15 protein-coding genes are annotated in these 13,846 nt (G+C 36.3%); 11 read left to right on the forward strand and 4 right to left on the reverse strand.

Translation table 11 applies throughout. From position 1 onward, the window contains the following. Window positions 1-56 precede the first annotated feature (56 nt). The 5 genes from N0B16_RS04465 to purF all read left to right on the forward strand — a co-directional run bounded on the left by N0B16_RS04465 (window position 57) and on the right by purF (window position 5,793). Window positions 57-1,922, forward strand: a complete 1,866-nt coding sequence (locus N0B16_RS04465) for an endonuclease (RefSeq protein ID WP_262989525.1) — start codon at window positions 57-59, stop codon at window positions 1,920-1,922. 182 nt (window positions 1,923-2,104) lie between these two features. Further along, window positions 2,105-2,710 (forward strand): SatD family protein, encoded by a 606-nt coding sequence (locus N0B16_RS04470; RefSeq protein ID WP_262989526.1) that lies wholly within the window; start codon window positions 2,105-2,107, stop codon window positions 2,708-2,710. 1 nt (window position 2,711) lies between these two features. After that, on the forward strand, window positions 2,712-3,407 hold the full coding sequence (locus N0B16_RS04475; RefSeq protein WP_262989527.1) for a DUF3307 domain-containing protein: 696 nt from the start codon (window positions 2,712-2,714) through the stop codon (window positions 3,405-3,407). A 68-nt stretch (window positions 3,408-3,475) separates the two neighbouring features. Further along, window positions 3,476-4,198 carry a phosphoribosylaminoimidazolesuccinocarboxamide synthase gene (purC, locus tag N0B16_RS04480; protein WP_262989528.1) on the forward strand — a complete coding sequence of 241 codons (723 nt, stop codon included), beginning with the start codon at window positions 3,476-3,478 and terminating at the stop codon, window positions 4,196-4,198. 95 nt (window positions 4,199-4,293) lie between these two features. Continuing rightward, entirely contained in the window at window positions 4,294-5,793 is a 1,500-nt protein-coding gene (purF, locus tag N0B16_RS04485) for an amidophosphoribosyltransferase (protein WP_262989529.1), read from the forward strand. An 80-nt stretch (window positions 5,794-5,873) separates the two neighbouring features. Here the strand turns inward: purF and N0B16_RS04490 are convergent, their stop codons facing one another. Together N0B16_RS04490 and aroB are read right to left on the reverse strand one after the other, a co-directional pair. Beyond that, window positions 5,874-6,530 (reverse strand): porin family protein, encoded by a 657-nt coding sequence (locus N0B16_RS04490; RefSeq protein WP_262989530.1) that lies wholly within the window; start codon window positions 6,528-6,530, stop codon window positions 5,874-5,876. A gap of 227 nt (window positions 6,531-6,757) precedes the next feature. Further along, the gene (aroB, locus tag N0B16_RS04495; protein ID WP_262989531.1) at window positions 6,758-7,804 is read right to left on the reverse strand and encodes a 3-dehydroquinate synthase; all 1,047 of its coding nucleotides are present in this window, start codon (window positions 7,802-7,804) and stop codon (window positions 6,758-6,760) included. A gap of 343 nt (window positions 7,805-8,147) precedes the next feature. Here aroB and N0B16_RS04500 point away from each other — a divergent pair, with 343 nt between their 5' ends. After that, window positions 8,148-9,062, forward strand: a complete 915-nt coding sequence (locus N0B16_RS04500) for a pseudouridine synthase (RefSeq protein ID WP_368407548.1) — start codon at window positions 8,148-8,150, stop codon at window positions 9,060-9,062. Between the two features lie 105 nt (window positions 9,063-9,167). Here N0B16_RS04500 and N0B16_RS04505 read toward each other — a convergent pair whose 3' ends face one another. Both N0B16_RS04505 and pncA read right to left on the reverse strand, forming a co-directional pair. Next, window positions 9,168-9,851: a hypothetical protein gene (locus N0B16_RS04505; RefSeq protein ID WP_262989533.1), complete on the reverse strand. Its 684-nt coding sequence runs from the start codon at window positions 9,849-9,851 to the stop codon at window positions 9,168-9,170. Then, window positions 9,851-10,456 (reverse strand): bifunctional nicotinamidase/pyrazinamidase, encoded by a 606-nt coding sequence (pncA, locus tag N0B16_RS04510; RefSeq protein WP_262989534.1) that lies wholly within the window; start codon window positions 10,454-10,456, stop codon window positions 9,851-9,853. Before pncA ends, N0B16_RS04505 begins: the two co-directional genes overlap by 1 nt. A gap of 231 nt (window positions 10,457-10,687) precedes the next feature. Between pncA and N0B16_RS04515 the strand changes: the two genes are divergently transcribed. From N0B16_RS04515 to N0B16_RS04535, 5 genes are read left to right on the forward strand one after another with little or no spacing between them, the layout of a single operon-like run. Beyond that, window positions 10,688-11,830, forward strand: a complete 1,143-nt coding sequence (locus N0B16_RS04515; protein WP_262989535.1) for a DEAD/DEAH box helicase — start codon at window positions 10,688-10,690, stop codon at window positions 11,828-11,830. A gap of 45 nt (window positions 11,831-11,875) precedes the next feature. Next, window positions 11,876-12,412: a YfiT family bacillithiol transferase gene (locus N0B16_RS04520; protein WP_262989536.1), complete on the forward strand. Its 537-nt coding sequence runs from the start codon at window positions 11,876-11,878 to the stop codon at window positions 12,410-12,412. Then, entirely contained in the window at window positions 12,406-12,867 is a 462-nt protein-coding gene (locus N0B16_RS04525; protein WP_262989537.1) for a DUF1569 domain-containing protein, read from the forward strand. The genes N0B16_RS04520 and N0B16_RS04525 overlap by 7 nt, the downstream gene beginning before the upstream one ends. Continuing rightward, on the forward strand, window positions 12,864-13,247 hold the full coding sequence (gene ytxJ / locus N0B16_RS04530; RefSeq protein ID WP_262989538.1) for a bacillithiol system redox-active protein YtxJ: 384 nt from the start codon (window positions 12,864-12,866) through the stop codon (window positions 13,245-13,247). Before N0B16_RS04525 ends, ytxJ begins: the two co-directional genes overlap by 4 nt. Continuing rightward, the gene (locus N0B16_RS04535; protein ID WP_262989539.1) at window positions 13,244-13,834 is read left to right on the forward strand and encodes a Crp/Fnr family transcriptional regulator; all 591 of its coding nucleotides are present in this window, start codon (window positions 13,244-13,246) and stop codon (window positions 13,832-13,834) included. Before ytxJ ends, N0B16_RS04535 begins: the two co-directional genes overlap by 4 nt. Window positions 13,835-13,846 lie beyond the last annotated feature (12 nt).

Here is a 13,846-nt window from a genome sequence, read left to right on the forward strand (position 1 = left end):
AAATGTAATCAATTTTAACCAATATTTGATTATTTTAGCAACCTATTTTTTTTATAATGAAAAAACTTTTACTCCCGATATTTTTTTTAACATCACTTGCATTTGCTCAGGCTCCTGCAGGATATTATGTTACAGCAGCAGGATTAACAGGGTATGCCTTGAAATCTAAGTTGCATGATATAATTTCTGCAAAAAATATCAACTGGCATTATGGTGATCTTACCAACTTTTATAACCAGACAGATCTAGACCGATATTATGACCACGATGTAACGAATACCACGATATTGCTCGATATGTATTCTGAAATTCCTTCCGGGCCGGATTCTTACGAATATACCACCGCCAATATCATCGGAAGTGCATCGGCAGAAGGATTGGGCTGGAACAGGGAACATATGATGCCGCAGAGTACTTTCTACAGCAATTATCCTATGTATTCAGATTTGTTTTATGTAGTTCCTACGGATGCAAGAATCAATCAACTGAGAAGTAATTATCCTTATGGAATTGCAGGAACCACTACGTATTATACGTTTTCCAATACTTCAAGAATTGGAAACAGCGCAATCCCGGGTTCTACTTATACAGGGCGTGTTTATGAGCCCATTAATGAGTTTAAAGGTGACGTGGCAAGATCATTATTGTATTTTGCGGTACGGTACGAAGGAAAATTAGGGACTTTTAATTTTAATAATAATACCAATCCCGCATCCGATACCAATCCTTTAGACGGAACAGAAGAAAGATCGTTTGATCCTGCTTATATCGCTATGCTTCTTCAATGGAATACATTGGATCCGGTTTCGCAAAAAGAAATTGATAGAAATAATGCAGTATACATTATTCAGAAAAACAGGAATCCTTTTATTGATAATCCTTCATGGATCAACGCAATATGGGGACAATCTGCAGATACAACGGCTCCACAGACACCTTTAAATTTAACCGTAACTCAGAACAGCGCTTTTTTTACAACGTTAAGCTGGTCTCCAAGTACAAGCACAGATGTAATTGGTTACAAAATCTACCAGAACGGCGTTTTAGTCGCTGCTACAAAAGGTACATCAATCAGTATTGACCATCTTACTCCTTCTACTGCATATCAGTTTACAGTAAAAGCTTATGATAATGGTTATCTACTTTCTCCGGACAGCAATATAGTTTCTACGACCACTCTGGCTTCAGATGTTTATGCTAAAGATTTAATTGTTACCAAATATCTGGAAGGTACAGCCAACAATAAAGCCATAGAAGTAACCAACAAAACCGGTCATCCTGTTAATTTAAGTGATTATCGACTATCCATACAGTTTTTCAGCGGCAGCAGTTATTACTTTGTTGATCCTTATGAATTGGAAGGTGTTGTACAAAATGATGAAACCTTTGTTATCATTAATCCGGATGCTAATTTCTCATGCTATACCATTGGTCAGGCAAAATTTGTAACTGCGGCACCTCAAATGACTTATTCCGGAAGCAACTATCTGGAACTGCGTTATAAATCATCAACTGTAGATGCGATAGGAGTGAGCGGACAATCAAACTCTTCCATTTTATCAAATGTTTCATTGTACAGAAAGAACACTGTTACCCAACCGACAACTGCATTTACGATCACCGAATGGGATACTTATGCAATCAATTACTGTCAAAGCTTAGGGACACTTTCAACTTCAGATTTTACGGCAACAGCAAGTCATAATTTAAAGATTTATCCGAATCCTGTGGCAGAAAATATCTTTGTGCAGGGGAAAGCAGAAAATATTGAGTCTGCACAGATCATAGATGCATCAGGAAAATTAATACGAACTGAGAAAAATCCTTTTAAAACAAAAAGCGCAATTTCTGTTCAGGATTTGCAGAAAGGAATGTATATACTGAAACTTGACCATCAGTCGTATCAGTTTATAAAAAAGTAAAAAACTACAATCTAATATTTGTCATTCTGAATGAATCTGAATTGCTTGTATACAGCAGGTTTGGATTTTTACAGAATGACATTTTTTGTATGATGAATTATTCATAATAATCATTGTAAAAAACGATAAAGGGAAGCTGTTTTATACTTTTATTTATAAGTTTTAATGCTTATATTTGCAAAATGATAGCGGTCATTACCGGTGATATTATAAATTCGCAGCGTACAGAAACAGAGGTTTGGATTACCAGACTCAAGGATCTTCTCGCCAAATGGGGAAGCTCACCACAAACGTGGGAAATCTACCGCGGAGACGAATTTCAGCTCAAATGCAATATCGATGACGTATTCTGGCGTTTCTTAGCCATAAAATCACTTATTAAAAGTCAGGAAAATTTAGATGTAAGAATTGCGATCGGCATAGGAGAAGAAAATTTCTATTCCGAAAAAATTACGGAATCTAACGGAACTGCATACGTGAATTCCGGAAGATTACTGAATCATCTGAAAAGTGACGGACATACGGTTTCTGTCAAAACAACCAGCGAATCTGTAGACAGAGATTTGAATATCCTGTTAAAATGGTCGTCAAAAGATTTTGATAAATGGACGGTTGCCACTTCTGAAATTATTCATGAGATGATCATGAATCAGGAAATAACCCAGGAAGAATTGGCAAAAAAATTCCTGATCTCGCAGTCATCTGTAAGTCAGAGAATCAAACGGGCAAATTATGACCTTATCGTAGAAACCAATCAATATTTCAGAAAAAAAATATCAGAACTCTAGCATGATTTTTATTCAACTCATATTGGCACATTTACTCGGAGATTTTATTCTTCAGCCAAATTCCTGGGTTGCAGATAAAGAAAGTAAAAAACTGAAAAGCCGTTATCTTTATCTTCACGTACTTATTCATGTGTTGCTGAGCTTTATATTTCTTTGGGATCTTCAGCTTTGGTGGGCTGCAGCTTTAGTAGGTATTTCGCACTTTATGATTGACGCGGCAAAGCTGAGTTTTCAAACCCTAAAAAATAAGAAAAACTGGTTTTTTATAGACCAGTTTCTGCACGTTTTGGTCATTGCCGGGATTTCTTTGTATTGTAATGAATTTAGTTTTGACTTTCTGAAAAATCAGGAAATTTTAAAAATTACTGTGGCAGCAGTGTTTTTAACCACACCGGCTTCCATTTTTATAAAGCTGTTATTGTCTTCCTGGACGCCGGTTCCGGAAACCGCAAGTACGATCCAGACTGAATCTTTATCCAGTGCAGGAAAATATATTGGTATTTTAGAGCGTTTATTGGTATTCACCTTCATTATGGTCAATCATTGGGAAGGAGTAGGATTTATGGTGGCCGCAAAATCCGTGTTCAGATTCAGTGATTTGGCACAGGCAAAACAGCGAAAGCTGACGGAATATGTATTGATCGGCACACTCTTGAGTTTTGGAATGGCCGTTTTAACAGGTATTTTAATAAAGTAAAATAATATAAATCTAATTAAAAATCGGAAATTGTAGAAATACGGATTCCTTTTAAAAAAAGTAAAATTATGAGTCAAAAGAAAGAAATGTTGTACGAAGGCAAAGCAAAACAGGTATTTGCCACTGATCATCCTGAGGAAGTAGTCGTTCGTTTCAAGGACGATGCTACCGCATTTAATGCTCAGAAAAGAGGGTCTGTAGATCTGAAAGGAGAGATGAATAACGCCATTACTACCTTAATCTTTGAATATTTAAATGAAAAAGGAATCAGAACTCATTTCATCAAACAGCTTGACGAAAGAGAGCAGCTGGTAAAAAAAGTATCGATTATCCCTCTGGAAATGGTGGTAAGAAACTATTCTGCAGGAAGCATGGCTCAAAGATTAGGCGTTGAAGAAGGCATCAAATCGCCGGTTACCATTTTTGATATCTGTTATAAAAAAGACGAGTTGGGAGATCCGCTTATCAATGATCACCACGCTGTTTTCTTAGGCGCTGCAACGTATGAAGAACTGGATGAAATGTATAGACTGACTTCTGATATCAACGAAATTCTTATTGATCTTTTTGATAAAATGAATATCATCTTAGTAGATTTTAAAATCGAATTGGGAAAAACGGCAGACGGTGAAATTATTTTAGCAGACGAAATCTCTCCCGATACCTGCAGGCTTTGGGACAAAGACACCATGAAAAAACTGGATAAAGACAGATTCAGAAGGGATCTTGGAGAAGTTACTGAAGCATATGTAGAAATTTATACCCGTCTTAAAAACGTGCTTCACAAATAAAATTAGATTTGAAATTAAATATTATATTGTGTATTTAACATAATATTTAATTTTTCATCTAATTAAATCGGTTACTATAAATCTAGAGTAAAAAAATGGAAAGTTCAGACCTTCATAAAAGTGAATATTTAAAACAGTTTGAGACTCAGACCTACGGAAGAAATCTTTTCCGTACACAGGAAGAGGAGCGGCTGGATGCGCCCAATGAGGAGTGCGGTATCTTTGGGATGTATTCTGATCATGATCTGGATACGTTTTCTCTTTCCCAGTTCGGGCTTTTTGCCTTACAGCACAGAGGCCAGGAAGCTTGCGGTATTTCGGTTTTAAAAGACGGTAAAATTACCAATATGAAAGATGAAGGGTTGGTTTTGGATGTTTATAAAGATATTCAGGAACCTGAAGCTTTTATGGGAAATTCTGCGATCGGACATACCCGTTATACCACTGCAGGAGATAAAAAGAAATACAATTTTCAGCCTTTTTTCGCGAAAAACGAATACGATCAGATTATACTTTCTATCGCGCACAATGGTAATTTAACCAATGCGAGAGAATTAAAAAACGAATTGGAAGCCGAAGGCGTGGTGTTTCGGGCAACTTCCGATTCTGAGGTTATTTTAAGATTAATTCAGAAGAATCTTGACTTAGGGCTCCGTGGTGCTATTAAGGCGACGATGGAAAAAATTGAAGGCGCATATTCTGTAGTCGGAATGACCAGAAATAAGTTTTTCGCATTCAGGGACTTTAACGGAATTCGGCCATTGGTTTTGGGTGCGGTTGATGAAAAAACGTATGTTGCCGCTTCAGAATCGGTAGCTTTAGATGCAGTCGGCGCACAGTACGTGCGCGATATTTTGCCGGGAGAAATTATTTATACCAATGAAAACGAACCCGGAAAGCTGCATTCGTACATGGTGAATGAAGAGAGAGGCAAACAAAGAATCTGCTCATTTGAATATATCTATTTTGCAAGGCCGGATTCTACTTTGGAAAATATCAATGTATATGAAATCCGTGAAAAATCAGGCGAAAAAATCTGGGAACAGGCTCCTGTAGAGGCAGATCTTGTGATTGGAGTTCCTGATTCGGGAGTACCGGCTGCGATTGGTTTTTCAAAAGCTTCGGGAATCCCTTTCCGTCCGGTTCTCATTAAAAACAGATATATCGGAAGAAGTTTTATTGTACCCACTCAGGAAATGAGAGAAAGAGTAGTGAATCTGAAACTGAATCCTATTATTTCTGAAATTAAAGGCAAAAGAGTAGTGATCATTGATGATTCAATTGTTCGTGGAACGACCTCAAAAAGATTGGTTAAAATCTTAAAAGAAGCGGGTGTAAAAGAAATTCACTTCAGAAGTGTTTCTCCGCCAATTATTGCACCTTGTTATTTAGGAATCGATACACCGTCAAAAGATGACTTGATTTCTGCTAATATGACCACAGAAGAATTAAGAATTTATCTGGGAGTAGATTCTCTGGAGTTTTTGAGTACAGAAAACCTCAAAGAAATTTTAGGGTCTTCTAACCATTGTTTCGGTTGTTTTACCGAGCAATATCCTGTTGAAAAGGGTGAAGAAATAGAATTGTTCAATTAAAAACAATTATTTATTGATCAATAAAAAAAAAGTCAGGCTTCAAATGAAGCCTGACTTTTTTATAAGGTGTGGAGTTCTTATTAGAATTTATAAGCTAAACCTACTTGGAACACATTGTTTCTGATTGCATCAGCTCCGTTTGGTCTGTCTTTAGCAACATCTGTAAGTCCTGCAACATATCTTGCTGTAATACCGATGTTATCTGTAAAGTAATAACCTGCTCCTAAACCGATACCAACATTGAATGTGTTGAAGTTATCTTTATAGTTATCAGATTCTGCCAATACATCATTATTAGTTTCGTTTTTAGCTTTGTTTTTAGCGCTAACCATGAAACCAAATTCTGGACCTGCTTCTACATAGAAACTTGGAATGAAGTTATATTGAAACATTACAGGTACTGTAATATAATCAAAGTGGTTTGCATAAGAATATCTGTTTCCTGCTACAACATAGTCATACTTATCACCATATTGAGAATATAATAATTCCGGCTGAATGCTGAAAGATTCTGCTACAGGAATTGTTGCGAAAACACCTGCATTAAAACCTACTTTAGATCCTTGATCTTCCAATCCTTCGTCTTTAGATAGTGAAGAAACGTTCATTCCTGCTTTAATACCAAATCTTACATCTGATGAAGATGTTGATCTTGTAGTCGTTGTCGTTGTAGTCGTTGTCTGAGCGAATGCTAATGAACCCGCTGTAACCGCTAGTCCTAAAATTAACTTTTTCATAACTTAAATTTTTAATATTTACTATTTCTAATTTTAAATGGTTCGTCAAACCTTTCAATTTGACAAACAGTCTATTTCAAATTGTTTGCCAAAAATGTTTATTATGACAAAAGTCATATTTTAAAAAATGAAAATTTGTAAAAAATTAAGATTCAATATTCTGATTTACAATAACTTAAATAATTAAACAATAGTTTAAATTAAATACGTTTTAATTTTTGTTAATTTTAAAAATCGGACAGTTTTCTATAAAAATCTAATGTGGCAGTAATATTTTCTGTCATACATTCATGATCAAATACAGAAGTTCCTACCCCCGAAAGCAGTGAAAAATTGATCCTGTTATCTGTGTTTTTCTTATCATTCAATAATAAATTGATTATGCTGCTGTTTGTGAAATCACTGATATCCACATCCGGATAATATTTGCGGATCCCATCAATGACCTTTTGGCAGTCTTCTTCAGAAATTAAATTTTCAAGGTATGAAAGATAGGTCTCACAAATCATGCCTATTGCTACCGCTTCCCCATGAAGAACAGGATTCTCTTTTTCTAAAAATAAACTTTCTATTGCATGACCGATCGTATGTCCGAAATTCAGAGTTTTTCTCACATTCTTTTCATAACAGTCTACTTTTACAATTTCCTCTTTAATGTCCATTGACGCTTTTATATAAGGAAAAACCGATTCCGCATCTATCTTATGAATCTTTATCAGCTCTTCCCAATGTAATTGATCTGCAATCAGACCGTGTTTCAGCATTTCTGCAAAGCCGCTCCTGAGTTCTTTATAAGGAAGTGTTTTTAAAAAATCAGTAAAAACAAAAATCTGTTCCGGAAAGCAGAACGTACCCACCATATTTTTATAGTGCATCAGATCGATCCCGGTTTTTCCACCGATTGAAGCATCGCACATTGATAAAAGGGTAGTGGGAATGTTGATAAACCGGATTCCGCGTTTATAAGTTGATGCCACGAAACCTCCCATATCGGTAATCACACCTCCGCCAAGATTGATCAGAAGTGCCTTTCTGTCAGCTTTCATCTCGGTCAGGATTTCCCATAAATGATTGGCGGTCTGAATATTCTTCATTTCTTCTCCCGCTTCTACTTCCAGAATTTCCATGGGGATTTCAGTCTGCAAATTTCCCAATACTATGGGAAGACAGTAATCATGGGTGTTTTCATCCACCAGAATAAAAATTTTACTGAATGATTTTTCAGTCAGGAACTCATTCAATGCAGAAAAATCATCATTGAGTAGGGTTATCATATCCAGAATTATTTAAGATTAATCATAAACTATACGACAAAGTTATGATTCTAAATTTTCAACTCGTAACTAAATTAGTATCTTTGCAAAAATATTTAGAATGAGCAGAGACAATAATAATTCAGGAAGACCTAAAAAACCAAGATCTTCAACAAGAAACTCAGGAAGTTCTCGCGCTCCGAAATCTGGAAGCTCTTCAGAATCAAAATCTTTCAAAAAACCGTTTTCGAAAAGTGGTGAAAGAACCGTTAATAGCTCAAGACCTTTTCAAAAATCTGATTCAAGAAGTGGCGAAAGAGATTTTGAAGGTCAAAATGATTCGAAATCTGAAAAAAAACCTTACATCACCAATCAGAGTGAAGAAAGAAAATCTTTTTCGAAAACCAACTTTAAAAGAGGTGCAAACGAATCGAATACAAGAGGAAAATATGAAAGAGGCAGCTTAAAATACGGTAGAAAACCGGGAACCGGAAGCGATAGGGATGATGACAGAGCAAGATCTTTTGTACAGAAAAGAAGGTTTAAGAAGGTAGAAAAAGACGTCCACAAAGATACGATCCGTCTTAATAAATACATAGCCAATTCCGGGATTTGCAGCAGGAGAGAAGCCGATGAACTGATTACTCAGGGCTTGGTAGAAGTGAATGGCAAAGTAGTAAACGAAATGGGATATCAGGTTCAGAAAACAGATAAAGTAGTTTTTGACGGACAAAATATTACTCCTGAAAAGCCCGTTTACGTACTTTTAAACAAACCAAAAGGATATATCTCTACAACGAAAGATGACAAAGCCAGAAAAACGGTGATGGATCTGGTTGCTAATGCTTCGCCATACAGAGTTTTTCCTGTAGGAAGATTAGACCGGTCCACAACCGGCGTTATTCTTCTGACCAATGACGGACATATGACCAAAAAGCTGACGCACCCGTCTTTTGATGCGAAGAAAATTTATCATGTAACGCTGGATAAAAAGCTGACCAATGAAGACATGAAACTTATTGTAGAAGGAATCCGTCTGGAAGAAGGTGTTGCTACCGTAGATCAGATTTCTTTTATCGAAGGGAAGCCAAGAAATGAAATAGGGATCGAAATACACATCGGTTGGAATCGTGTGATCAGAAGAATTTTCCAAAGATTGGGCTATGAAGTAGAAGCGCTGGACAGAGTGATGTTTGCAGGGCTTACAAAGAAAAATATCAAAAGAGGACACTGGAGAATCCTTACCGACTTGGAAGTGAATAACTTAAAGATGCTTTAATTGTCGCTTTTCGAGCTAATTAAAATAAAAAAAGACGCAGTAGATTTACTCTGCGTCTTTTTTTATGATTAATTAATACTTCGTCAAATATTATCTGAAGATAAACTAACTTTCCTTGATGATATAAATTGCCAACCAGAAAACGGTAAATAATATACTCAATACTAATATTCTTTTGCCGTGCTTTCTGTCTTTCTCATTGAAATAATACACCCTTTCACCATTAGGAAGCTGTTTCTTAAGCTTGATAATTGCTAATGCAATTGCATAGCTTACAAAGATCAGCATTCCCCAAAGTAATGATACGAGACATCCGATTACTGCGAATATATATCCTGTGATGATATACGATTCAACTTCTTTTGGATTTTCATACCCATCTTGCAATGTTTCCAGCCGTTTTTTATTCATCATTACGATCTCTTCTTGACTGATAACTTTCCCTCGGTTTTGTAAGATATTTTTCGCAGCCTGATAGTCAAATTCATTCCATTCGTCTTTTTTGAGTATAATTTCCATCAGTTCTTCATCTGAATATTCCAATAAATAATATCCTTCCGGAATTGTTACTTCATGTGTAAAATAATCAGAAATCAATTGATCAGCGATATCAAAATCATCCCGGGAAATTAAAATCTGGTATTCGATTTTACCCGGATTGGAGATGAAACTAGGGTCAAAATCTTTTTCATTATCAATAATTTCGTAAGGAATAGAATGATTCTGTAATATTGAGGCGATTTCTTCAATAATAAATTTATCAATACTTTTTCTGAATATACTTTTCATTATCCTAAAACCGTTACCCCTTTCTGAATCATCTCAAAGATCGCATCTCTGTCATTATCAGGTTTTACATTCACAGCGCGCGTGCCGTTAAAATGAAGACAGGTGATGTATCCGTTGTCAACCGCATCGGTGCAGGTAAACTTCACACAGTAATCCATAGCTAAACCAACAATCTCAACAAGCTGAATATCGTGATACTTTAAGAAATCATCCAGACCGGTTTTCATAAAGTGATTATTGTCCTGAAAACCGCTGTAGCTGTCAATTTCCGGATTTTTACCTTTCTGTACAATATGGGTCACTTTCTCCCGGTTTAAATCTTTGTGAAATTCTGCCCCGAAAGTTCCTTCCACGCAATGATCTGGCCACATAAACTGCGGAACACCATTTAAAATGATGCTTTCACCGACTTTTTTTCCATTATTGCTGGCAAAACTTTTATGATTGGCAGGATGCCAGTCTTGGGTGAGTACAATCTGGTCATACTCATTCTCTTCCATAAGAAGATTAATATAAGGAATGATATCGTTTGCTCCAGGAACCGCCAAAGCTCCGCCTTCACAAAAATCATTCTGTACATCAACTATAATTAACGCTTTTTTCATATCGCTGTTGTTGTTATTTAAGATTATGAGTTGCCATTATTATCTATTTTTAATGGTGATTTTTGACAACATCATAGAATGTTTTAAATAAATTTATCTTAAAACATTTGTCAAAAAAGCGTCCAAAATTTAATTATCGGACAAAACGGCATTTTAAAGTATCGATTTTCAATTAGAATAGGATAGAAAACAAGTCTGCAATTAGCTTATATTTGCAGCAAACAAATAGGTATGTCATTTGAGTCTTCAGGATTATCCCACAATATTATTCAATCTGTTAAAAAGCTGGGTTATTTAAAACCGTTTCCCATTCAGGAACAGGCAATTCCCGTTATTTTACAGGGCAAAGATCTTATGGCAATTGCGCAGACCGGCTCCGGAAAGACGGCTTGTTTTGTAATGCCGATCTTGGAGAAACTGCAGCATTCGGAGGTTAAAAAAGACCGGAATGTTCAGGTTTTAATATTGGTTCCTACACGTGAACTTGCGATTCAGATTGATGAAGTTTTCAGGGCTTTTACAGAAAATCTGAAAAGAGAAATCCGCACAATGGCTGTTTATGGTGGTGTTTCCATCAATCCACAGATGAAGGGGATGTTTGGTGTAGAAGTTCTTATTGCTACTCCCGGCCGCTTATTAGATCTGATTGATCATAACGCGTTGAGTATTTCGGGAATTCAGCATTTGGTAATTGATGAAGCAGACAAAATGTTTCAATTAGGTTTCGGTGAAGAAATGAATAAACTTTTTGCGATGATGCCTGCTGCGAAGCAGACTACATTGTTTTCTGCCACACTGGATGATAAAGTTTCTGAGATGAAAGAACGCTTATCCATACATCCGGTAATGATCGAAATCAAGAAAGAAGAAGTTGAAATTGAGAATATTGAGCAATTGGCATATCATGTCACTCCGGAAAACAAAGGGCCTTTTCTTCGTTATTTAATCAAAGAAAAAAAAGTTGAAAAAGCATTGATCTTTGTTTCATCGACAAGATCTGCAGATAATCTCGTGGAAAAACTGAAAAAAAATAAAATTAAAGCAGTAGCTATTCACAGTCAGAAATCGCAGGGCGCCCGAAGAAATAATTTAGAAGAATTTAAAGTGAATGGTGCTCAGATTCTGGTTGCAACAGACTTGATCGGTCGCGGTATTCACATCGAATCTCTGCCTTGTGTTATCAATTATGAGTTGCCCCGTTCACCTTTAGATTATATTCACCGTATCGGAAGAACAGGCCGCGCCGGTGAAAAAGGAACCGCCATCAATATCTTGACAGATGACGAATTGCAGCATTTCAGAGTGATTCAGAAAAAAATGGGGAAGAAGGTGACTCTGCAAAGAACCGGAGATATTGATTTGCATGGGTATTAGTAAAATTAATATTAAAACTAATTTATTAAATATCATTATAAAAATATGGACATTACAGATTACAAAAGATTTCCTATCGGACAATTTCAGGAACCTGATAACATCAGTGATATTGAACTCGACAAGCATATAAAAGTTATTAAAAATTTCCCCGAAAAGCTTAAAAATCTCATTGAAGATTTTTCTGATGATCAGCTGGATACACCGTACAGAGAAGGAGGATGGACGGTAAGACAGGTCATTCATCATCTTGCTGACAGCCATGCCAACAGTTTTATCAGGTTTAAGCTGGCTCTTACCGAAGAAAACCCGACGATAAAGCCTTACGATGAGGCAAAATGGGCAGAATTGCAGGACAGCATCAATATGCCCGTAAAACCCGCGATGAGAATGATTAAAGGAATCCACCAAAGATGGTACGTCATCCTAAAATCTCTTACCAACAAACAATTTGAAAGAACATTTCACCATCCGGAAAAAGAAAAAGATAATAATCTCAGATATTATGTAGCGCTCTATTCTTGGCATTGCCATCACCATTTTGCCCATATTGAAACTCTTAAAAACGAACAGGGTTGGTAAAAAAGAGCCTTCATCACACTATATATTATGAAGAGATTCTGAATAGGATTTCTGCCCTCTCGGAAGATTCCACACCTAAATGGGGAAAGATGAATGCTGCACAGATGCTGCATCATTGTCATCTAATTTTACAGATTCCTCTGCGCAAAATAGAACTGCCGAAGCTTCACTTCCTGTTAAAAGCGGTCGGAATTGCAACGAAAAAGGAAATACAAATTTTCAACAACGGAATTCCTCATAATATGCCTACTTTTAAGAAAGTAATTGTTAATTTTGAATGTGACTTTCATGAGGCTGAAAAAAATCTTCAGATCACACTGAAAGAATACCTGGAAACGTATAAAAATAATGACCTTCCCGGGAATCATGCTCTTTTCGGCGTGATGACACCGGAAGATTGGGGATTTTTAGAATATAAACACCTTAATCATCACCTTAAACAATTTAATGTATGAGTTTTTTTGACAACATATTTGGAGGAAAACAAGGAGAGAATCAGTTAAAATCTTTTTGGAAGCCGATACAATCCGAACAAGATCTGGAAAAGGCAATTGCAATGTCTTTTGAGAAAAAAATAGCCATATTTAAGCATTCTACAAGCTGTTTTATCAGTAAAACCGTTCTTAAAAATTTTGAAAAAGAGATAGAGCAGGCTGAAGAGTTTGGTGCGGATCTTTATTTTTTAGACCTCCTTGCACACAGAAATATTTCTAATAAAATTGCAGAAGATTTAGCGATAAGACATGAAAGCCCGCAGCTGATCGTTATAGAAAACGGAAAAGCAGTCAATAATGCATCACATCAGGATATCACTCTAAGCCAGATTTTGTCATGAGCAATATGAATACTTATCTGGCAAAGGTGCTGGAAGTTCCGGTAGAAAAGCTAAGCCTTTGTAATGTACAGTACGAAATAAAAAAAGTTCCGAAAGGAGTATTCCTTTTACAGCAAGGTGAAGTCTGTCGAAATACGTATTTTGTTGAAAAAGGCCTTTTGAGGATGTTTTCGATTGATAAAAACGGTAAAGAACACATCATCCAGTTTGCCCCAGAGAATTGGCTGATTGGAGACAGAAGCAGTCTTTATTTTAATGAAAAATCAAATTATTTCATCGAAACTATAGAAGAATCTGAAATCTCTGTGCTTCCCCGCGATTTTTTTAATAAACTGCTGGAAGAATTTCCGAACAGCATTGAGAAAAATGATCTCGTACTCCAGAAACACGTAAAAAGCCTGCAGGACAGAATCAATTCGTTATTGGGGGAAACCGCCGAAGAAAGATACATGAAATTTACCAAACGGTATCCTGATCTGATGGCAAGGGTCCCGCAGTGGATGATTGCTTCCTATTTGGGAATCACACCCGAAAGTCTAAGCAGGGTACGGAAAGAGCTGGCCAGGAAAAACTTTATCGTTGATTAACTAATAATAAAA

Origin of the sequence: Chryseobacterium gilvum (assembly GCF_025628965.1) — a bacterium.
GTDB lineage: Bacteria > Bacteroidota > Bacteroidia > Flavobacteriales > Weeksellaceae > Chryseobacterium > Chryseobacterium gilvum.